Source organism: Variovorax sp. PMC12 (assembly GCF_003019815.1).
In the GTDB taxonomy this organism is placed as follows: domain Bacteria; phylum Pseudomonadota; class Gammaproteobacteria; order Burkholderiales; family Burkholderiaceae_C; genus Variovorax.
The window spans coordinates 2,483,288-2,504,937 of record NZ_CP027773.1 but is presented as its reverse complement, the minus strand read 5'-3'; the positions used below and the strand labels follow the sequence as shown (position 1 = coordinate 2,504,937).

At 70.4% G+C, this 21,650-nt stretch carries 14 protein-coding genes; 4 read left to right on the top strand and 10 right to left on the bottom strand.

The window, feature by feature from the left end; all coding sequences use genetic code 11:
* Window positions 1-24 precede the first annotated feature (24 nt).
* The 3 genes from C4F17_RS11610 to C4F17_RS33380 are packed head-to-tail and all read right to left on the bottom strand — an operon-like array spanning window position 25 to window position 3,106.
* A complete protein-coding gene (locus C4F17_RS11610) occupies window positions 25-1,494 on the bottom strand; it encodes a rhomboid family protein (protein WP_106935322.1) in 1,470 nt (489 codons plus the stop codon).
* 27 nt (window positions 1,495-1,521) lie between these two features.
* A complete protein-coding gene (gene argH, locus C4F17_RS11605; RefSeq protein ID WP_081265842.1) occupies window positions 1,522-2,919 on the bottom strand; it encodes an argininosuccinate lyase in 1,398 nt (465 codons plus the stop codon).
* Window positions 2,920-2,950: 31 nt separating this feature from the next.
* Window positions 2,951-3,106 (bottom strand): hypothetical protein, encoded by a 156-nt coding sequence (locus C4F17_RS33380; RefSeq protein WP_234383002.1) that lies wholly within the window; start codon window positions 3,104-3,106, stop codon window positions 2,951-2,953.
* Between C4F17_RS33380 and C4F17_RS11600 the strand changes: the two genes are divergently transcribed.
* From C4F17_RS11600 to C4F17_RS11590, 3 genes are read left to right on the top strand one after another with little or no spacing between them, the layout of a single operon-like run.
* Window positions 3,051-4,058: a sensor histidine kinase gene (locus tag C4F17_RS11600; RefSeq protein ID WP_234382887.1), complete on the top strand. Its 1,008-nt coding sequence runs from the start codon at window positions 3,051-3,053 to the stop codon at window positions 4,056-4,058. The two genes, C4F17_RS33380 and C4F17_RS11600, sit on opposite strands and share 56 nt — an antisense overlap.
* Window positions 4,055-4,810 (top strand): LytR/AlgR family response regulator transcription factor, encoded by a 756-nt coding sequence (locus C4F17_RS11595; protein ID WP_081265843.1) that lies wholly within the window; start codon window positions 4,055-4,057, stop codon window positions 4,808-4,810. Before C4F17_RS11600 ends, C4F17_RS11595 begins: the two co-directional genes overlap by 4 nt.
* The gene (locus C4F17_RS11590) at window positions 4,807-6,072 is read left to right on the top strand and encodes an AI-2E family transporter (RefSeq protein WP_106935321.1); all 1,266 of its coding nucleotides are present in this window, start codon (window positions 4,807-4,809) and stop codon (window positions 6,070-6,072) included. Before C4F17_RS11595 ends, C4F17_RS11590 begins: the two co-directional genes overlap by 4 nt.
* A 212-nt stretch (window positions 6,073-6,284) precedes the next feature.
* On the opposite strand, the gene C4F17_RS11580 is transcribed toward C4F17_RS11590, so the two are convergent.
* Window positions 6,285-6,809 carry a GNAT family N-acetyltransferase gene (locus tag C4F17_RS11580; RefSeq protein ID WP_106935320.1) on the bottom strand — a complete coding sequence of 175 codons (525 nt, stop codon included), beginning with the start codon at window positions 6,807-6,809 and terminating at the stop codon, window positions 6,285-6,287.
* A 49-nt stretch (window positions 6,810-6,858) separates the two neighbouring features.
* On the opposite strand from C4F17_RS11580, the gene C4F17_RS11575 reads away from it, so the two are divergent.
* Window positions 6,859-7,782, top strand: a complete 924-nt coding sequence (locus C4F17_RS11575) for a LysR family transcriptional regulator (protein WP_106935319.1) — start codon at window positions 6,859-6,861, stop codon at window positions 7,780-7,782.
* 10 nt (window positions 7,783-7,792) lie between these two features.
* Here the strand turns inward: C4F17_RS11575 and C4F17_RS11570 are convergent, their stop codons facing one another.
* From C4F17_RS11570 to ppc, 6 genes are all read right to left on the bottom strand, one after another.
* Window positions 7,793-9,049 carry an MFS transporter gene (locus C4F17_RS11570; RefSeq protein ID WP_081265847.1) on the bottom strand — a complete coding sequence of 419 codons (1,257 nt, stop codon included), beginning with the start codon at window positions 9,047-9,049 and terminating at the stop codon, window positions 7,793-7,795.
* A gap of 169 nt (window positions 9,050-9,218) precedes the next feature.
* Window positions 9,219-9,764, bottom strand: a complete 546-nt coding sequence (locus C4F17_RS11565; RefSeq protein ID WP_106935318.1) for a hypothetical protein — start codon at window positions 9,762-9,764, stop codon at window positions 9,219-9,221.
* Window positions 9,761-10,162, bottom strand: a complete 402-nt coding sequence (locus tag C4F17_RS11560) for a GFA family protein (protein ID WP_106935317.1) — start codon at window positions 10,160-10,162, stop codon at window positions 9,761-9,763. The genes C4F17_RS11565 and C4F17_RS11560 overlap by 4 nt, the downstream gene beginning before the upstream one ends.
* Before the next feature lie 63 nt (window positions 10,163-10,225).
* Window positions 10,226-18,406, bottom strand: a complete 8,181-nt coding sequence (locus C4F17_RS11555; protein WP_106935316.1) for a GH36-type glycosyl hydrolase domain-containing protein — start codon at window positions 18,404-18,406, stop codon at window positions 10,226-10,228.
* Complete coding sequence (locus tag C4F17_RS11550; RefSeq protein ID WP_081270055.1) at window positions 18,403-18,621, bottom strand: hypothetical protein; 219 nt, start codon at window positions 18,619-18,621, stop codon at window positions 18,403-18,405. The genes C4F17_RS11555 and C4F17_RS11550 overlap by 4 nt, the downstream gene beginning before the upstream one ends.
* 167 nt (window positions 18,622-18,788) lie before the next feature.
* Window positions 18,789-21,632 carry a phosphoenolpyruvate carboxylase gene (ppc, locus tag C4F17_RS11545; protein WP_106935315.1) on the bottom strand — a complete coding sequence of 948 codons (2,844 nt, stop codon included), beginning with the start codon at window positions 21,630-21,632 and terminating at the stop codon, window positions 18,789-18,791.
* Window positions 21,633-21,650: the final 18 nt, after the last annotated feature.

Below are 21,650 nucleotides of genomic sequence, written 5' to 3'. Positions count from 1 at the left end.
GTTTTCCCTTTTCGTCTGTCGTGTTCAGGCGCGCTGCAGGGCGCGCGTCACCATGTCGTTGGGCGCCAGGCGCAGCAGGTCGGGCAGCAGGCTCACGGCACGGTCGCGTTCGCCCGCGTGCAGCAGGCCGTTGGCGCAGGCCGAGAGCGTGTTGGGCAGCTCGGCGTGGTCAGGCGCCGTCTTCAGCAGGATGCGGCAGAGCTTGTCGGCGTCTCCGAACTCGCGAATGCGCGCGAAGCGGCGCGCGAGCCGCGCCATGTCGTCGGGCTTGAGGCGCGCGCCGGGCCTGGCCTGGTCGAGGTAGGTCTTGTAGCTGGCGTGCTGCAGCGCGAGCGTGGCCGGGTCGGTGGCGGGCAGGCGGAAGATGCGGCGCGCGGCATGGTGGAAGTCGTCGCTCGCGGGCTGCAGCCGCGCCGTGTTGAACCAGGCGCGCAGCGTTCCGGCGTCGCCGGGGCGCAGGGCGGCGGCGGCGCGCCATTCGGCGCAGGCGCGGTCGAACTTCATCGCGGCGCCGTATTTCTGCGCGGCGGCCACGTGCTCGTCGAAGCGGTCGGGCTGGGGGGCGGAGGCCGCTTCGGGGGCCTTCACGCGGCGCAGCAGCAGCGCGCCGGCCATCAGCGCCGCACCGGTCAGCAGCCCGCCCAGGTGGGCCATGTACGCAATGCCCTGGCCGCCCAGCCAGTGCTGCATCAGCTCGTTGGCGATCCAGGCCGGCAGCAGCAGCAGGGCCGGTGCGGTGACGTAGTTGAAATAGAAGAACAGCTGGTAGAAGAAGCGGATGCGCCTCAGGCGGTACATCACCGCGTACATGCCCATCAGCGCGGAGATGGCGCCCGAGGCGCCGAGCCCGTAGCCCTCCTTGCCGGCATAGGCCCAGCCGGCCAGCAGCGATGCGCCGACGGCGCCCAGCAGATAGAACGTCAGGTAGGTACCGCGGCCGAGTGCCAGTTCGACCGAGAAGCCGAACAGGAAGAGGAACAGCATGTTGCCCAGCAGGTGGCCGGTGCTGCCGTGCAGGAAGGCGGCGGTGATCCAGGTCCAGGGCTTGAACTCGGCATCCTTGCTGTAGTCCTGCGACCAGCGCGCGGTGAAGGGCGCGGGCAGCATCGCCTCGTAATGCTGGCGGTCGCGCTTCCATTCGTCGTACCGCGGGTTCGCGGGCTTGACGATCTCGTCGGCTCGCAGTTTCGCCAGGAACTTCCTGTCGTTCTGCAGGCCTTCCAGCAGCTGCGCATAGGCCTCTTCATGCGGCAGCATGCGCCGGGCCAGCTTGCCGCGCTTCGGGTCCGTCTTTTCCAGCCATTCGACGAAGGGCGGCAGCTCCAGCGCGGGCAGCACGCTCTTGACGTAGTACTCGGCGGCGCGCTCCCGCGCGTTTTCCTCGCTGCGCTGCGGCCCCCAGAACACGATCATGTTCAGGAGGATCAGCAGCACCGTCATCCACGGTGGGTTGCGCCAGCTCGGTCTGTTCTCGAGCGGGATGGCGTAGAACACGGTGCCGCTTCGGTCGCGATCAGCCGATCAACCGAGACGGGCGCGGTGGCGCGCCACTTGCGCCTTCACCTGAGCCGGGGCGGTGCCGCCCAGGATGTTGCGCGCGTTCAGCGAGCCGCGCAGGCTCAGCACGTCGTACACGTCCTTCTCGATGCTCGGGTTGAACTGCTGCAGCACGGCCAGCGGCAGCTCGGCCAGGTCGACCTTGTGCGAGGTGGCGGCCTTCACGGCATGGGCCACGGTCTCGTGCGCGTCGCGGAAGGGCAGGCCCTTCTTCACCAGGTAGTCGGCCAGGTCGGTGGCGGTGGCGTAGCCGCGCAGCGTGGCGGCTTCCATGGCCTCGGGCTTCACGGTGATGCCGCCGATCATCTCGGCAAAGATGCGCAGGGTGTCCTTGAGCGTGTCGACGGTGTCGAACAGCGGCTCCTTGTCTTCCTGGTTGTCCTTGTTGTAGGCCAGCGGCTGGCCCTTCATGAGCGTGATGAGCGCCATCAGGTGGCCGACCACGCGGCCGGTCTTGCCGCGCGCCAGCTCGGGCACGTCGGGGTTCTTCTTCTGCGGCATGATCGACGAGCCCGTGGTGAAGCGGTCGGCGATCTGGATGAAGCCGAAGTTCTGGCTCATCCACAGGATGAGTTCCTCGCTCATGCGGCTCACGTGCACCATGCACAGGCTGGCCGCGGCGGTGAATTCGATGGCGAAGTCGCGGTCGCTCACGGCGTCCAGGCTGTTCTGGCACACGCCGTCCATGCCCAGCGTCCTGGCGACCAGTTCGCGGTCGAGCGGGTAGCTGGTGCCGGCGAGCGCGGCGGCGCCCAGCGGCAGGCGGTTGACGCGCCTGCGCACTTCGCCCATGCGCTCGGCGTCGCGGCTGAACATTTCCACGTAGGCCAGCATGTGGTGGCCGAAGCTCACCGGCTGCGCCACCTGCAGGTGGGTGAAGCCCGGCAGGATCACGTCGACGTTCTTCTCGGCGATGTCCACCAGCGCCTTCTGCAGGTCGACCAGCAGGTCGCCGATGAGGTCGATCTCGCCGCGCAGCCACAGGCGCACGTCGGTGGCGACCTGATCGTTGCGGCTGCGGCCGGTGTGCAGGCGCTTGCCGGCGTCGCCCACCAGCTGGGTCAGGCGGGCCTCGATGTTCAGGTGCACGTCTTCGAGGTCGAGCTTCCATTCGAAGGCGCCGGATTCGATTTCGGCGCGAATCTGCGCCATCCCGCGTTCGATCGCGGCGTGGTCCTGCACGCCGATGATCCCCTGCGCGGCCAGCATGCCGGCATGGGCCAGGGAGCCTTGGATATCGGCCTGCCACAGGCGCTTGTCGAAGAAGACGCTGGAGGTGTAGCGCTTGACGAGGTCGCTCATTGGTTCTGAGAACAGTGCCGACCAGGCTTCGGATTTCTTGTCGAGTTGGTTTTGGGTCATGGGAGCCGTCCAGGAGGCAATAATGGGTTGGTCACCCGATGTAACTGATGTCCGCGATGCGCAACCCGGCGATTTTATCGGCCAGCTCTTCCACCACGTCCCCGCCATCGCCGGAGAGGGCGCGCAATGCCTTGCGCGGGGTGCCTTCGCTGTTCGACGCCTGCCGCATCGGCGTGGTGCTGCGCACGGTGGTGTTCGTGGAGGCGGTGGTGGCCATCGCCACGCTGTTCGTGGTTTCCTCGCCGGCCGAGTGGCTGGTGCAGGCGGCCACCGTTACCGGGGGTGCCTTGCCCGCGACGCTGCTGTGGCTGGTGGCGGCCTGCGGGCTGAAGAAGCCGCTGCGCCGGCTGCCGCGCCACTGGCAGTACGCTGCGGGCGGGGCGCTCGGTGCCGTCGCGGCGCTCTATGGCTGCGGGCTGCTGCGGCTCACCGGGGTGCTGTCGAACGCGCCCTGGCTGGCCAGCGCGCTCACCGGCGCGCTGTTCGCGGGGCTGGTGATGGCCGCGATGGTGCTGCGCGCGCAGGGGCAGACGCCCGCCGCCACCACGGCCCGGCTCGAGGAGCTTCAGTCGCGCATCCGCCCGCACTTTCTGTTCAACACCCTCAACAGCGCCATCGCGCTGGTGCGCGAGGAGCCTGCCAAGGCCGAGACCATGCTGGAAGACCTGGCCGAGCTGTTCCGCCAGGCGCTGGCCGACCCGCGCGAATCGTGCACGCTGGCCGACGAGATCGCGCTGGCCGAGCGCTACCTGGCCATCGAGCAGGTGCGCTTCGGCGACCGGCTGCGCATCCGCTGGGACCTGGACGCCGCCGCCAGCAAGGCGCGGCTGCCGCCGCTGCTGCTGCAGCCGCTGGTCGAGAACGCCATCAAGCACGGCGTGGAACCCAGCCCCGAGGGCGCCAGGCTGCGCATCCGCACCGAGCGGCGCGGCTCCATGGTGGTGATCGAGGTGGTCAACAGCCTGCCGCCGCTGCGCTGGGCCGACCAGCCGCTGCCGCGCGGCCACGGCATTGCCCTGGCCAATGTGAGAGACCGCCTGCGCCTGCTGCACGACATGCAGATGCAGTTCAGCGCAGGCATGGACCAGAAAAACTACCGGGTGCGCATCGCCATTCCCGCAGAGACTGCTGAATCATGAACACGAGCACACTGAAGACACTCATCGTCGACGACGAAGCCCTGGCCCGTTCGCGCCTGCGCACCTTGCTGCGCGACTGCAGCTCGCCCGGCGCCGAGGTGGTGGCCGAAGCCGCGCAGGGCGCCGAAGCGCAGCAGCAGCTGGCCACGATGGCGCTCGACCTGGTGCTGCTCGACGTGCACATGCCCGGCATCGACGGCATCGAGGTGGCGCGCGCGCTGCGCAGCCGGGCCGACGCGCCGGCGGTGGTTTTCGTGACGGCGCATGCGGCCCACGCAGTGACGGCCTTCGACCTCGACGCGGTCGACTACCTCACCAAGCCCGTGCGCGCCGAGCGCCTGCAGCAGGCGCTGCAGAAGGCCGAGCGCTTCCTGAAGGAGCGCCGCGCGCTGCAGGCCGAAGCCGCGCCGGAAACCGTGCTGATCCAGGACCGGGGCCGCGCCGAGCGCGTGCCGCTGTCCGAAGTGCTCTACCTCAAGTCCGAATACAAATACCTCACCGTGCGCACCGCCACGCGCAGCCACATCCTGGACGGCTCGCTCAACGAGTTCGAGGAGCGCTATCCGCACCGCTTCCTGCGCGTTCACCGCAATGCGCTGGTCGCGCGCGCAGCCATTCGCGCGCTCGAGAAATACGACGACGGCGAAGACGCCGAGGGCTGGGCGCTGAGGCTCGACGCCGTTCCCGAGCCCGTCGCGGTGTCGCGGCGCCAGCTGGCGGCCGTGCGCGAAGTGATCAAGGAAGCGCGATGACCGGCGAGCGCGACGCATCCGCGGGCGAAACCCCGAAGCCCGTGCCGGAGCCTCCGGCCGCCGAGCCGGCGCTGGCCGCGGCTGCGGTGCCCGCGCCGGAAGCCGCGCCGTCCCCCGAAGCGCCGGCCTCCTCGCCCGCGCGAAAGCGAGAGCGCGAGCGCCTGATGCTGCACATGCCCGTCGACGTGCGCAGCGCCTCGCTGGTGGTGCTCGCGGTGCTGGCCAGCGTGTTCGCGCTGCAGTGGGGGCAGGCCGTGTTCATTCCGCTGATGCTGAGCCTGCTGCTGACCTACGCGCTGTCGCCGCTGGTCGACCTGCTGCATCGCTGGAAGCTGCCGCGCTGGGTCGGCGCGGCGCTGATCCTCATGGGCTTGTTCGGCGGGCTCGGCTGGACCGGCTATTCGCTGTCGGGCAGCGCTTCGCAGCTGCTCGATTCGCTGCCGGTCGCCGCGCAGAAGCTGGGCCAGGCCATGCGCCGCGACAAGAACGCCAGCGCCACGCCGCTGGAGAGCGTGCAGGCCGCCGCCGCGCAGCTCGAGAAGGCAGCCGAGGAAAACTCGGCCAAGGTCGCCTCGCGCCGGGGCGTGGCGCGCGTCATCATCGAGCGGCCCGGCTTCAACGTGCGCGACTACCTGCTCAGCGGCACCGTCGGCCTGCTGAGCGCGATGGGGCAGCTCACGCTGGTGGCCTTCCTCACCTACTTCGCGCTGTGTTCGGGCGACACCTTCCGCCGCAAGCTCATCAAGATCACCGGCTCCAGCCTGCAGAAGAAGAAGGTCACCGTCCATGTGCTGGACGACATCACCCGCAACATCGAGCGCTACCTGCTGGTGCAGATCCTGGTGAGCGTGGTGGTGGGCGTGGCCACCGGCCTGGCGTTCTGGGTCATCGGGGTGGAGAACGCGGCCGTCTGGGGAATCATCGCGGGCGTGACCAACCTCATTCCGTACATCGGCTCGGTGATCGTGCTGGTGGCGGCGGGGCTGGTGGCCTTCCTGCAGTTCAACAGCCTGCAGATGGGCATCGTGGTGGCCGGCGTGTCGCTGGGCATCCACACGATCATCGGCAACCTGCTGATGCCCTGGCTCACCAGCCGCACCAGCCGCATGAACCCGGTGGCGGTCTTCGTGGGCGTCATCTTCTGGGGCTGGCTCTGGGGCATCTGGGGCCTGTTGCTGGGCATACCGATCACCATGGTGATCAAGGCGATCTGCGACCGGGTGGAAGATTTGCAGCCGATCGGGGAGCTGCTGGGGGAATAGGCCGGGGCGGCCCTGCGCCCGGCGCACCGTTCCCGCGAGGTGGGCGAGGGCGGCGCGCGACGCCCAGCCGGTGCGGCGCCACCACGTCGGCCAGCGCGGTCGAGTAGACCGACGAATCGGCGATGGCGCAGAGTACATGCAAAGGCTCGCGAGCATCGCGGCCATCATCACCCGCGCGCGGGCGCGGCGGTCTCTTTGGCCATGCGCCAGGCTCAGCTCAGCGCGCGCTGCATCAGCACGGTGTCCACCCACTGGCCGAACTTGAAGCCCACCTCGCGCAGCACACCCACTTGCTCGAAACCCAGGCTGCCGTGCAGCCGCTGCGAGCCCAAGTTGGCGCTGTTGCCCACGCACGCGACCATCTGCGTGAAGCCGCCGGCGGTGCAGCGCTCGATCACGGCGCGCAGCAGGGCGGTGCCGATGCCGTGGCCGTGCATGCCCTGCGCCACGTACACCGAGTCTTCCACCGTGTGCCGGTAGGCCGAGCGCGCGCGGTAGGCGGTAGCGTAGGCGTAGCCGACGACCTCGCCGTCTTTCAGCGCGACGAGGTAGGGCAGGCCGCGCGCAGCCACGTCGGCGCGGCGCGCCTGCATCTGCTCGACGGTGGGCACTTCTTCCTCGAAGGAGCACAGGTCGTGCAGCACGTAGTGGCTGTAGATGGCCTGCACGGCGGCCATGTGATGGGGCTCGGCGTCGATGACCGTGACGATGGCGGAGGCGATGGATGGCGATGACATGGGTTCGATCTTGACGACCGATCATCGATAAGTGAAGCTTGGGTGAGCTATACGGGGCATAAGGAATACTTTGGAAAAGACGCTCAACCTCGACCAGCTCCGCTCCTTCGTGCTGGTCATCGAAACAGGCAGCTTCTCTGCCGCCGCCGATCGGCTCGGCATCTCGCAGCCGGCCGTGAGCCTGCAGGTGCGCCAGCTCGAGCGCCGGCTGTCGGTGCGCCTGATCGAGCGCGTCGGCAAGCGCGCCAAGGCCACGCCGGCGGGCATGGAGCTGCTGCGCCACGCGCAGCACATCGGGAGCGCGGTGGAGAACGCGGTCGATGCACTGGCAGACCATGCGAGCGGCGTCACGGGCCGTGTGCGGCTGGGCACGGGCGCGACGGCCTGCCTGCATTTCCTGCCGGCGGTGCTGCGCACGCTGCGCGAGCAGTTCCCGGCGCTCAGCGTGGTGGTGAGCACGGGCAACACCGAAGACCAGGCGCGCAAGGTCGAGGAGAACAGCCTCGACCTCGCGCTGGTCACGCTGCCCGCCGCGGGCCGTGCACTGGCCGCCATGCCGGTGCTGGAGGACGAGTTCGTCGCCATCGGCCGCGCGGATGTCGCGCCGCTGAAGGCGCGCGTGGCGCCGGCCGACCTGGGTGCGTTGCCCCTCGTGCTGTTCGAGCCCGCGGCCAACACGCGCAAGCTGGTCGACCGCTGGTTCGCCGCCGATGGCCTGCAGCCGCAACCCGTGATGGAACTGGGCAGCGTCGAGGCGATGAAGGAAATGGTGGCGGCGGGGCTCGGCTATGCCATCGTGCCGGGCATGTCGATGGCGGGGCGCGGCGCCCATCCCGAGCTGAAGACCAGCCGGCTGAACCCCCGCATGCACCGCACGCTGGCCGTCGTGCTGCGGCGGGACAAGCCCGTGAGCAAGGCCTTGCGCGTGGTGCTCGATGCCATCGTGGCGGCCGGCAAGCCCGGCCGCCGCTAGGCGCAAGAAATTATTCCGGAATCGCGGCCAGCGGCGCACCGCCGCGCGCACGGCCCAGCGTGCCGACGATCAGCGCTGCGACCAGCACCAAGGCGCCGCTGAGCACCATCGCGCTGGAGATGCCGTGGTTGTCGACCGTCACGCCGCCGATCAGCGCGCCGGAGGCGATGGCCACCTGGAAGCCGCTCACCAGCAGCGCCTGGCCGGCTTCGGGTGCGTCGGGCACGGCTTCCATCATCCAGCCGGTGAGCGCCACCGGGATCAGGCCGAAGGCCACGCCCCAGATCACGACCACCACCGCGCCCGGCACGAAGCCGGTGCCGATCACCGTCGACAGCAGCAGCGCCGTCGCGAGCATCAGCGCCGCCAGCAGGGTGGTGGCGCGCACGCTGCGTGCCACCAGGCTGCCGCCCAGGAAGGTGCCGATGAAGCCCACCGCGCCGTAGACCAGCAGCAGCGTCGACACCGAGTTGGGCGCGAGGCCGAACACCTGCTGCAGCAGCGGCTTCAGGTAGGTGTAGGCCGCGAAGTGGCCGGCGATGAAGAACAGCACCGCGAGCAGCCCGACCTGCGCCATGCGGCGCGTGAGCGGCGTGAGCAGGTCGCGTGCGCCGATGGCGCGCACCGGCGGAATCGCGGGCAGCAGCCACAGCTGCACCAGCAGCACCACCGTGGCGAGCGCGCCCGTCACCGCGAAAGAGGCGCGCCAGCCGAACAGCGTGCCGAGGAACGACCCCGCCGGCACGCCGAGCACGGTGGCGGCCGACACGCCGGCCAGCACGTAGGACATGGCCCGGGCCTGCGCAGCATGCGGCACCAGCTGCGTGGCGGCGGCCGGCGCGAAGGTCCAGAAGCCGCCCACGCACAGGCCGAGCAGCAGGCGCGCGACGAGCATGGTGGCGAAGTTGGGCGCGAAAGCGGCCAGCAGGTTCGACGCGATGAGCAGCGTGGTGAGCGCGATCAGCACGGTGCGCCGGTCGAGCTTGCCCGAGGCGACGATCAGCGCCGGCCCGGCGAAGGCGGCCAGCACGCCGGGCATCGTGACCATCAGGCCGGCCGTGCCGTCGGAGACGTTGAGGCCGCGCGCGATGTCGGTCAGAAGGCCGATGGGCATGAACTCCGTCGAGACCATCGCGAAAGTGCCGACCGCGATGGAGCCGACCGCGAGCCATGCGGAGCGGGTGGCCGCCACCGCTGGCGCTGCCGGGGCCGCCGGCACTGCGCAGACGTCGTCGATGCACGGGTTGCTGCTGGGTGAATTCATCATGGAATGCTGTCCTGGAGACGCACCGGCGGCGCACGCGCCAATGCTGGTAAGAGGGCATTGGAGTGTGCGAGGCGTCGCCTTCCCGACAAAGGGGCCGGCCGGCAGTAGTCAGTTTCCCTGCGGCGAACAATCGGGGGTCCTGGTGGCTATCGCCACCCGGTTGCAGGCCTCAGGCCTCTGCGCGCAGCACGCGCCCGTCGGCAATGAACGAATCGCCGATCAGCACGCGGAAGGCCGTGCCCTCGGGAAAGCGCGGCCGTGCCAGGGCCGGGGACAGGAATTCGATGGCCAGCGATGCAGGCAGCCCGCGCTCCAGTGCGTCGCCGGGCGGCACCACCCAGCGTGCCGAGAAGCCTTCCTTGTCGAGCACCAGCGCGCAGCGGTATTCGCCCGGCGCCACCGGCACGTCCTGCGACGGGATGGCCGGCTTGCGGAAGGTGAGCTCGACCAGCGCATGCGGCGTGAAGGTGCCCAGCGTGTCGAAGCTCGGAGGCGCATCGGTCACCGGCCTGGGCGCGCGGCGCGGCCGTTTGCCGATGAGCCACGCTATGACGTTGCCGATGATCGGCACCCACAGCACCATCAGCAGCGTGGCGATGTCGCGCGTGGTGCTGCCGGGCGTTGCGTAGTGCCGCACCACCGCGCCGCCGACGGCCACGCACAGCAGGATGGCGACGATCAGCTTGCGCCGGAACTGGATCCTGGTGGTGCTCATGGCTTGGGCGGCGCCGCTTCCGGGTAGGAGGGAATATCGGTTTCGTGGTCCAGCCATGGTTGCTCGTGCGAGGTCCAGATGTGCATCGACGGCCGCTCGCCCGGGTCTTCGTCGAGCGAGCCCACGCGCAATATCACCTGCGGCTGCGCCACCCATTCGGCGATCAGCTGCGTGCCGCAGCGGGTGCAGAAGTGGCGCAGCTTGCCGGGCGTCGATTCGAAGGAGCCGATCGCTTCTTCGCCCGCGGTCCAGCGGAAGTCGCCGCGGTCGGCGCGCGCGGTGGTGGTGAAGGCCGCGCTGTGCGCCTTGCGGCAGGTCTGGCAATGGCAGTGGACGATGGGGCCGGCGAGGCGCGTGGCCTCGTACCGGACGGTGCCGCAGAGGCAGGAGCCCTTCATGGCTTTTCCTTTATCGGTCGCAGTGTGGGGGTGGGTTGCGAGTCTAGGCCAGCGCGGGCACCGTCAGGCCACGCGCAGCACCGCGCCCGCCGGCAGCGCCTGCCAGTCGATCCATTCGCCGGCCGCCAGGTGCTGCGTCGGCGCTGCGGCGCCCGGCACATCGCCCCATTGCAGCGTGAGCGCGCGCGCGCCCAGCCGCAACGCGATCTCGAAGCCCGGCCAGTGCGCCGGCACGTGCGGTGCCAGCGAAAGCAGCCGGCCCTTCACGCTCAGGCCCAGCAGCGACTCCACCGCCGCGCGGTGCAGCCATGCGGCCGAGCCGGTGTACCAGCTCCAGCCGCCCCGGCCGAGGTAAGGCGCGGAACCGTAGATGTCGCCCGCCATCACGTAGGGCTCCAGTTCGTAGGCCGGCCCGCGCACGGGATGCCGCGCGCGGTGGGCGGGGCTCAGGCCCTCGAAGCTCTGCCATGCCGCCTCGTGGTCGCCCTGGTGGGCCTGCGCCATCAGCGCCCATACCGCGCCGTGCGAATACTGGCCGCCGTTCTCGCGCACGCCCGGCGGGTAGGCCTGGATGTAGCCGGGGTTGTTGGGCGAATTGGCGAAGGGCGGTGTCAGCAGCCGCAGCAGGCCGGCCGGCTCGTCGTGCAGCAGCTTCTTCAACGACGCCATCGCCGGTCCGGTGTGCGCATCGTCCGAAGCACCCGAGAGCACCGACCATGCCTGCGCGATCAGGTCGATGCGGCACTCGTCGTTGGCCGACGAGCCCAGCGGCGCGCCGTTGTCGAAGAAGGCGCGGCGGAACCAGGCGCCGTCCCAGCCGGCGTCGTGCAGCGCGGCGATCCAGCCGCTGCGCGCGGCCGTCCAGCGCGCGGCGCGTTCGTGGTCGCCGCGTGCCTGCGCGAGGGGCGCGAACTGCGCCACCACGCTGCACAGGAACCATGCGAGCCACACCGATTCGCCGCGGCCTTCGTTGCCGACGCGGTTCATGCCGTCGTTCCAGTCGCCGGTTCCCATCAGCGGCAGGCCGTGCACGCCGGTCTTCAGGCTGCGGTCGATGGCGCGCGCGCCGTGCTCGTAGATGCTGGCCGTCTCGCCGCTGCGCTGCGGGGCGTAGTAGGCGTCTTCGGCACCGTCAGGGATGGCGGGGCCTTCAATGAAGCCGGCCGTCTCGTCGAGCAGCGAGGCGTCGCCCGTCACCTCGACGTAGTGCGCCGACGCATAGGGCAGCCAAAGCAGGTCGTCGGAGAAATGCGTGCGCACGCCGGCACCGCCGGGCATGTGCCACCAGTGCTGCACGTCGCCTTCGGGGAACTGCCGCGCCGCGTTCAGCAGGATCTGCTCGCGCAGCCGCGACGCATCGGTGAGCGCGAAGGCCATCGCGTCCTGCAGCTGGTCGCGAAAGCCGAAGGCGCCGCCGGCCTGGTAGAAGCCGGCCTTCGACCAGAGCCGGCAGGCCAGCGTCTGGTACACGAGCCAGCGGTTGACGAGCGCGTCGAACAGCGGATCGGGCGTGCGCACCTGCAGCCGGCCGAGCAGCTCGTCCCAGAAGGCGCGCACCTGCGCCAGTGCCTCGGGCACGTCGCGCTGGCGCCAGCGGCGTGCGAGCGCGAGTGCGGCTTCGGCGTTGTCGGCGTGGCCCAGCACGAAGCTGAAGCTCGCCGTCTCCCCCGCCGCCACGACGAATTCGCCGCCGATGGCCGCGCATGCGTCGAGCCCGCTGCCCGCGCGCTGGCCCAGTGCGTCGGGCACTTCGACGATGCCGCGCCCGGCGAAGAACTCGTTGCGGTCGCAAGTCCACTGCGTTGCACCGGGCAGGCCCGCGAGCAGCAGGAAGGCCGCGCTGCCGCCGAAGCCCGCGCTCGACTCGCGCTGTTCGCCGAACACGGCCGGCTGGTCCTCGGGCTTCCAGCAATGCACGGTGCGGCGCTCGCCGCGTGCCGCGCCCATCTGCCACTCGACCATCGAGAGCGCGCGCAGCCGGCGCTGGCCGCCGCCCTCGTTGCGCACGCGCACATGAACGATCTTCACGGCCTCGTCGCGGTCCGCGAAGAAGGTGGTTTCCAGCATGAGCGGGCCCTGGCGGCACTCGAACACGGTGTAGCCCTGGCCGTGTCGCACCCGGTGGCGCGACCCGCCGTCGCCGCTGCCTGCGGGCGTGAGCGGCAACATCTCGCGGGTCGCAACGTCCTGCAGCAGGTAGTGTTCGAAGGCCGGGTCCTGCACCGGGTCGTTCGACCACGGCGTGACCTGGTGCATGCGGCTGTTGCCGGCCCAGGTGAAGCCGGTGCCCCACTCGGACACCTGGAAGCCGAAGTTCGCGTTGGCGATGACGTTGATCCACGGCCGCGGCGTGCGGCGGTCCGGGCCGACCTCGAAGTGGAACTCGCCCGTGGCGGCGTCGAACTCGCCGGTGGGCGCGCCGGCCGAAGGTACGGCGGCGGTGTGCGACAGCAGCGGCACGCCGCGCGGGGCGGCGGCATCGTCGGCGGCCGAAGACGTGTCGTTGCGGGCCTCGTTTCGGGCCTCGTGCAGCGCCGCCACCTGCATCTCGAGCGAGCGCCCCTCGGCCGTGAACACCACCCGCGCCAGGCTGGAGAGCGCGGCCTTCTCGGAGGGCACCACGTCCTGGTCGCGCAGCAGGTAGAAGCCGGCCGTGTCGTTGCGCGGAAAGCTGTTCTGCGTCTGCTGCGCCACGCGCGAGCGCAGCGTCTCTATCTCGCGCTGCAGCGGCATCAGGTAGGAGTTGGGTTCGCCATTGAGCACCACCAGGTCGCAGGCCACGCCGCCGAAGCCCCACCACGGCTGCGCGCGCAGCAGCGTGTTGATCAGCCCCATGCCGATCATCGAGTGGATGTGCACCAGCACGATGGGCATGTCGCCCGAAATGCCGAAGCGCCAGATCTGCCGCAGGTCGATCAGCCCGCGGTCGCTCATGACGCGCGGCGTGGTGTAGGTGAGGATGGTCGTCAGGTCCTGCAGCGCCACGTTCTGCGCGGGCGCGATGCTCAGGTCGCGCAGGCGCACCTGCGCCAGCGTGGCGGCCATGCGGGTGGCGCGCTCCACGTGCATGGGCTGCATGTAGCGGTCGATGCCGGGCATCAGCGCCTCGATGCTCTGCGCGGCGGCGGTGGCGAAGCTCAGGCGCGCGGTGGCGCCCGGCGCGAGCGACAGGCGCACGCGCAGGCAGGCGATGGGGTCCAGGCCGTTCACCGGCCGGCCGTTGTGCGCGAGCGGTTGCGCATCGAGCGCCGGATCGGCCAGCGAGCGGTTGCGGCCGATGAAGGCGCGCCGGTCGGTCATGCAGTCGACGGACAGCACATTGGCGTCCACCGAGGCCAGGAAGTGCGCGGCCGCGGCCACCGCGTCGCCGTGCAGGCGCGGCTTGCGCGACATCAGCAGCGCGCGCCATGCCGGCTCCCAGCGCGACTCGACGAACAGGTTGGCGAACGCCGGATGCGCCTCGTCGGCCTTGGGGTTCGACAGCACCGGCTCGAAGTACGACAGCAGCTCGAGCGTGCGTGTCTCGTCGCCCGCGTTGTGCAGCGTGATGTTGCGCAGCTCGGTGTCGTCTTCCGGGCTGATGAGCACGGTGGTGCGCACCTGCAGGCCCGGGCCGGTGGCGTCGAACTGCACCTGGTCGGCCAGGAAGCGGGTGCGGTAGCGCCAGCCGTCGCCGGGGGCGGGCAGGGCGGTGAGGGAGGTCAGCGTCTGCCGGCCCTCGTCGCGCAGGTAGAAGAAGGTGCCGTAGCTGTCGCGGAGCGGGTCGTCGCGCCAGCGCGTGACGTTGAACGCATGCCAGCGGCTCACGCCGGCGCCGTTGGCCCGCAGGGACACGGTGTAGCGGCCGTTCGACAGCAGGTGCGTGGGCTGGAAGCCGGGCGCCATCGGGTCGACCACGCGGGGCTGGAACAGCGGCGCCAGCTCGGCCTGGCCGGGCTCGGGCGGGGTTCGCGGGTCGGCGCTGCCGATGATCTGGCGCGGCGTGCGTTCGTGCAGCAGCGACTCGTGCGCCTGCACCAGCGCGGCGCTGCCGAACCAGCGGCGCGGCGCGTCGGCGCACAGCAGGTTGCACAGCGCCACCAGCGACATGCCCTGGTGGTGCGCCATGAAGTTGCGCACCACGGTGAAGTCCTGGCCTTCGGTCTGGCGCGAGACGGTGAAGTCGACTGCGTCGTGAAAACCGAACTCGCCGCGCGCGCCGAGCGATTCGAGCAGCTCCAGGTTGACCACCGCCGCCTCGGGCGCGAACGGCGCCGCCATCGCGCTGGCATAGGGCGCCACGACACGGTCGGCCGGCGGCGTGCGCCGCAGCGCCAGGCGCGGCACGCCGAAGGGCGAGTACTGGTAGGCCAGCGAATGGTCCTGCCCGAAGTAAGCCGACTCCGAGACGCCCCACGGCAGGTTCTGCGCGCGGCCGAAGGCCTGCTGCTCTGCGATGGCGGCGACGTTGGCCACCTGCAGCAGGCCATCTTCGGGCTCGGTCATCACGAGCGCGGGCATCACGTACTCGAACATCGAGCCCGACCATGATTTGAGGCTGGGCTGGAAGCCCACCAGCAGGAAGGGCCGGCCCAGCGCCATCCAGTGGCGGCGCGGCACGTCGCCCTTGGCGATCGCCAGGAAGCTCAGCAGGCGCGACTCCGAGGCCAGCAGGTCGTAGTAGCTGGCGTCGAGCGCGTTCTCTTCCACGCGCAGGCCGATGTGGAACAGGTGACGCTTGGCGTCATAGAGGCCGCTGAAGTCCATGCTGTCGTGCAGCAGGTCGCAGCGAAGGGCCAGCGCCTCGAGCGCGGCCGCTTCCTGCGGCTGGCTGCCTTCGGCCGCGAACGCGCGGCAGGCCTGCGCCACCGTGACCAGGTGGCCGGCGAAGTTGCCGCTGTCCACGCTCGACACATACCGGGGCGGCAGGGGCGCGAGCGTCTGCGTGTCGTACCAGTTGAAGAGGTGGCCCTCGTGCTTCTGCAGGCGATCGACGGTGTCCAGCGTGGCCGAGAGGCGCGCCAGCAGCGCGGCGGTGTCGATCCAGCGGAACTCGCGCGCGCAGCATGCGGCGAGCAGGTACATGCCGATGTTGGTCGGCGACGTGCGGTGCGCGATGGTGGGCTGCGGTTCGAGCTGCAGGTTGTCGGGCGGCAGGTGGTTGTCCTCCGGGCCCACCACGTGCTCGAAGAAGCGCCAGGTGTCGTGCGCGAGCTTGTCGAGGTAAGTGCGCTGCCCGGCGCTGAGCGGGTCGGCCGCCTTCGCCTCGACGCGGCTGCTCCACCAGGCCGCCACGGGCGCAAGCGCCCACAGCAGGAACAGCAGGGGGCCGACCACCGGGTAGGCGCTCCAGTGCGCGGCCACCGCGAGCACGAGGCACAGCACGCTGCTCACGGCCTCCTTGCGCAGGAACGGCGCCAGTTGCTGGCTGGCCTGCGCCTGCGCCTGCGCGGCCGTGGTCCATTCGAGCAGATGCCGGCGGCTCACGACCAGCCGCCACGTCGCGCGGAACCAGGCGTCGAGCAGCAGCCGCGTCTGCGCACCCAGTTGCACGAACTGCCATGCAGCGCCCGCCATGGAGCGCAGCAGCTCGACCGCGCCCACGTCGAAGAAGTGGCGCAGCTCGATGGCGCGCCGCGTGGGCACCAGCCCGGCCAACGCGCCGAGCAGCGGGCCGAGCATGAGCGCCGAAGCCACTGCCGCCAGCGCCCAGCCCAGCGGCACGGCCTGCGTGAAGACCACCAGCGCGAGCAGCGCGAAAGAAGCCGGCACCACCAGCGAGCGGCGCAGGTTGTCGCTCATCTTCCACAACCCCAGCGCGTCGATGCCGAAGCGGTGGGCGCGCCACATCAGCGGCAGCAGCTGCCAGTCGCCGCGCACCCAGCGGTGAACGCGCGACGCCGCGACGCCGGCATGGTGCGGATGGTCCTCCACGAGAACCACGTCGCTCACCATCGCGCAGCGCGCCACCGTGCCTTCGAGCAGGTCGTGGCTGAGCACCGCGCCGTCGGGCAGGCGGCGGTCGAGCGTGGCGTGCAGGGCGCGCACGTTGAGCAGGCCCTTGCCGGTGAAGGAGCCGCTGCCGAACACGTCCTGGTAGATGTCCGACGCGCCGCTGCCGTAGGGGTCGAGGCCGCACTGGCCCGCGAACATCCAGTGGTACGGCGAGCGCTCGTTGCGCATCGGGAACGGCGTGACGATGCGCGGCTGCAGGATGCCGAAGCCCGCGACCACGCGCCGGCTGCTCGCATCGACCTCGGGCGCGTTGAGCGGATGGGCCGCGATCGACACCAGGTCGCGCAACGCGCCGGGCGGCAGGCCGGTGTCGCTGTCGAGCGTGAGCACATAGGGCGTGCGGCCGGCGGCGAGCTGCTGGCCCGGCGCGAGCGGCAGGAAGCCGCTGGCGTCGCCGGCCGCGAGCAGGCGCACCAGCATTTCGAGCTTGCCGCGCTTGCGCTCCCAGCCCATCCAGCGCTGCTCGGTGTCGCTCCAGGTGCGCGGGCGATGCAGCAGCAGGAAGCGCGGTGCGGCGCCTTCGGCCGGCGGGTACTTGGCGTTGAGCGCGGCGATGCGTTGCAGTGCGTCTTCGAGCAGCGGCGTATCGGTGGGCAGCAGGGCCTGCGCGGCGTCGGCCCAGTCGGTCAGCAGCGCGAACTGCGCGTGGGCTTCGCGGTTGGAGAGCCAGTGCAGTTCGAGCCGGTGGACCAGCTGCGCGTTGCCGGCGGTCGAGCTCAGCAGCGTGGGAATGACGACGAGGGCGCGGTGCCGCTCGGGAATGCCGGCGGCGAAGTCGAGGCGCGGCAGCGCCTGCACGCGCACCGATTCCGCCATGATGCGCTGGGCCAGCGCGATCAGCGCCTCGGACAGCGGCCACGCCAGCAGCACCAGCGCCAGGACGGTGGTCCAGTCTTCGCGATGCGGCAGGCCGTCCACCACCCAGGCCAGCAGCAAGGCGGTGCCGAGGGCCACCGAGCCCACGTAGACGGGCAGGCGCCAGCCGCGGCGGCCCCGCGGCCGGCCCAGTCGCTCCGCGCGCGGCGCGGCGCTGCCAGCCGGGCTGCCTGCCTGCAGCGCGGCGATCAGCGAGGGACGGCCTTGGCCGAAAAGGTAGTAGCCCGCGGTGCCGTCGGCCCGGCCGGTCTCGGCCCCGGCGTCCTCGGCCGGCGCGGCGGCGGCCAGCCGCACCACGGCCTGCGCCACTTCTCGCTCGGGCCGCTGGGTGCCGCGCGCCACCTGCTCCATCGCATGCGTGATCTGCTGGCGCGTGATCTCGCTTTCGTTCGCGAAGCTCGGCAGCTCGCGCAGCACGCGCAGCGAACGGCTCACCGGCTCGATCAGGTCGCTCCACTCGACCTGGCCGATCATGCGCAGCGTGGTGATGATGTTGCCGACCGTCAGGTTGGCGGCCGCCTGCGCGTTCTGCGCCTCGCCGATCAGCGCCGGGCCGTTGGGGCAGTGCTGTTCGGTCCAGCGCACCAGCGCGGGCGTGTCGTCGGTGCGCTCCACCGGCAGGCGCTGCCACAGTTGCGTGAGGTAGTTGTCCTGCAGGCCGTGGCTCTGCAGCGCGCGGTAGAGCACGTCGAGGTCCTGCTCGGAGAGCTTGGCCGCGCCGTCCCAGGCGGCATGCGCGACTTCGCGCGCGACCTTGTTCTCGGCGATGCTCTCGGCCATGCGCCGCAGGTTCTCCAGCAGCACCACGCGCAGGGTGGTGGGCAGCGCCCAGAGCTCGCCGAGCGTCAGTTCGTCGACGTCCTGGTAGGCATTGAGGAAGGCGGTGAACAGCGTCTTGTTGAGCACGCTGTCGGTGTGGGCCACGTAGGCCCAGGCAATGCCGTACACGCGGGGCAGGCCCGCGAGCGGCGGCGTGGCCAGCTTGGGCAGCCGCGCGTAGTAGCTGCGCGGCACGCCGTCATGGATCTGCTGGAGCTGAGCCTCGACCAGGTGGAAGTTGTCGAGCAGCCATTCGGCGGCCGGCGACACGTAGCGTCCGCTGAGCGATGTCAGCGCGATGTAGTCGAAGGCGCTGCGCAGCGACGCGAGGTTCTCGTCCACGCGCGGAAAAAAAGGCGCGGCCTGGTGGGTGCTGCGGTGGTCGTCTTCCACCACCTGGGCGCGGGCCAGGCTGTGGCCATGCTGTTCGAAGCGTTGTGTGCCGAAGAGTTCGGCGCGGATCGGAGGCGCTACCGGGTCGTGCGGACCCAGCAGGAGGGTACGGGCGTAGTGACTGAGCCCCTCGAGGCGGTCGACAACGGCTGCGGCGCTCAAGTGAGGGAGAGCAGGCCGACGCCCAGGACGACCGCCACGCAGGCCATCGTCACGATCCGGCCGGCAGCCAGCGCGCGCACGCGCTGCATGTGGCTGCGCACCGAGAACCATCGCCCGTGGGCACGCGCGCAGTGGCGCATGTGGGAAGCCAGCGCTTCGAAATCGCTGCCGACGAAATCGATCTGCGAATGGGTAAGGGACTGCGGGACGGGCATGGCAACGGGCTCCTTTTGACGACTTCGAGCTGCCGCGCAATTGCGAGAACTTTGAACGTGCCCGACCGTACGCCTTTAAATGACCTTACGGGTGCCTCATTGCCGCGTGTTCACGTAGGAAGGGGCGCACAAGGCGCCCCTTTCGACAGCGAAGCGCCGCTGCGTTGTCAACCCGTGTTGCGCAGCCCCGCCGCCACCCCGTTGATCGAGATGTGGATGCCGCGCTGCAGCCTCTCGCCGCCGTCGCCCGCGCGGTAGCGGCGCATCAGCTCGACCTGCAGGTGGTGCAGCGGGTCGATGTACGGGAAGCGGTGGCGCACCGAGCGCTGCATCTCGGCATTGCCCTCCAGCCGCTGCTTCGCGCCGGTGATGAGCGTGAGCGCGTCCGACGTGCGGTGCCATTCGGCATCGATCATCGAGAACACCTTCTGGCGCAGCTTGCGGTCGGTCACCAGTTCGGCATAGCGCGAGGCCAGCGCGAGGTCGCTCTTGGCCAGTACCATGTCCATGTTCGACAACAGCGTGCGGAAGAACGGCCACTGCTCGTACATGCGCTGCAGCAGCGCCTGGCGCTCCTTCCTGCCGGCGGCGTTGCCGGCAGCCGCCAGGAACTGCTCGACGCCCGAGCCGAAGCCGAACCAGCCCGGAATGGTGAGGCGGCACTGGCCCCAGCTGAAGCTCCACGGCACCGCGCGCAGGTCGTCGATCTTGTGGCTCGGGTTGCGCGAGGCGGGGCGCGAGCCGATGTTGAGTTCGGCGATCTCGCGGATGGGCGTGGAGCCGAAGAAGTAGTCGCCGAAGCCGGGTGTCTCGTACACCAGCTTGCGGTAGGCGGCCATGCTCGCCGCCGAAAGCTCGCCCGCGGCCGACAGGAAGGCGGCGGGCGCCAGCTTGCCCTGCGGCAGCAGCGTGGCCTCCAGCGTGGCGGCCACCAGCGTCTCGAGGTTGCGCCGGCCGATCTCGCGGTTGGCGTACTTCGAGCCGATGACTTCGCCCTGCTCGGTCAGCCGGATCTGCCCGCGCACCGTGCCGGGCGGCTGCGCGAGGATGGCCTGGTAGCTCGGGCCGCCGCCGCGTCCCACCGTGCCGCCACGGCCGTGGAACATGCGCAGGCGGATCGGGTTGGCCTTCTTCTTGTTGAGCTCGTCGAACAGCGCCACCAGCGCGATGCCGGCGCGGTACAGCTCCCAGTTGCTGGTGAAGATGCCGCCGTCCTTGTTGCTGTCGGAGTAGCCGAGCATCACGTCCTGCTCTGCGCCCGAGCGCTCGATGAGCGCCTGGATGTTGGGCAGCGCATAGAAGGCGCGCACGATGGGCGCGGCGTTGCGCAGGTCTTCGATGGTCTCGAACAGCGGCACCACGATCAGGTCGCAGGTCGCGTTGCCGTTCATCGCGCCGCGCAGCAGGCCCGCTTCCTTCTGCAGCAGCAGGGCTTCGAGCAGGTCGCTCACCGTTTCGGTGTGGCTGATGATGTAGTGGCGGATGGCCGCCGCGCCGTAGCGCGCGCGCGCGGCGCGGGCCGCGGCGAAGATGGCCAGTTCGCTCCTGGCGAGCGGCGAGTAGTCGGCGTCGGGCACGCGCAGCGGGCGGGCGTCGTCGAGCAGCTTGAGCAGCAGCGTCTGCTTGGCTTCTTCGGCCAGCGAGGCATACGAGGGCTCGATGCGCGCGGTGGCCAGCAGCTCGGCGATCACGGCTTCGTGCTTGTCGGAGCTCTGGCGCAGGTCGACCGTGGCCAGGTGGAAGCCGAACACTTCCACCGCGCGGATCAGCGGACGCAGGCGCGGCGCCGCGAGCACGCTGCCGTGCTTCTCGTCGAGCGATTCCTCGACGGTGCGCAGGTCGGCCAGGAATTCTTCGGCCGTGGCGTACGGGTTCTGCGGCGCGACCGCGTGGCGCGCCGCCTCGCCGCCGCTGAGCTCGCGCAGCGTGGCCGCCAGGCGCGCGTAGACGCCGGTGAGGGCGCGGCGATAGGGCTCGTCCTTGCGGTGTTCGCTGGTGTCGGGCGAACGCTCGGCCAGCGCCTGCATCTCGACCGTCACGTCGACCAGCGTGGCCGACAGCGACAGCTCGCCACCCAGGTAGTGCACTTCGGTGAGGTAGTGGCGAAGCGCCAGTTCGCTCTGGCGGCTGAGGGCGTAGTTGAGCGTCTCGGCGGTGACGTTCGGGTTGCCGTCGCGGTCGCCGCCGATCCACTGGCCCATGCGCAGGAAGGGCGCCACCGAAGGCGCGTGGCCGCCCTGGGCCAGCGCCTTCTCCAGGTCGGCGTACACGCGCGGAATCTCGCGCAGGAAGGTGGCTTCGTAGTAGCTCAGCGCGTTCTCGATCTCGTCGGCCACGGTGAGCTTGGAAAAGCGCAGCAGGCGCGTCTGCCAGATCTGCGTGACGCGGATGCGCATCTGCGTTTCGTTCTCCGCGAACTCGATTGGCGAGAGCGCGTCCTTGCCGCCTGCGTAGGCGCTCTGGCGCAGCTTGATTTCATCGCGCACGGTGAGCAGCTGCGCGATGGCGCGCTCGGCGTCCAGGATGCTCTTGCGCTGCACTTCGGTCGGGTGCGCGGTGAGCACCGGCGACACATAGCTGTGGGCCAGCGAGGCCACGATCTCGTCGGGTTTCACGCCGGCCTTGCGGATGCGGGCCAGCGCGGTCTGCAGGTCGCCCTCGGCGGTTTCGCCGGCGCGCTCGGCTTCGGTGCGGCGGCGGATCTGGTGGCGGTCTTCCGCCAGGTTGGCCAGGTGGCTGAAGTAAGTGAAGGCGCGAATGACGCGCACGGTTTCCGCGGCGCTCAGGCCCTTGAGCAGGTTCTTCAGCGCGCGGTCGGCGGCGTGGTCGGCGTCGCGGCGGAATGCCACCGACAGCGTGCGCACCTTCTCGACAAGCGCATAGGTTTCTTCGCCTTCCTGCTCCCGGATCACGTCGCCGAGGATGCGGCCCAACAGTCGGATATCGTCGATCAGCGGCTGGTCTTCGGCCTGGCGGCGCTTGGGAGGAGCAGTTGTCTTGCTGGCTTTCATTCGATTTTTTTCCTGGTC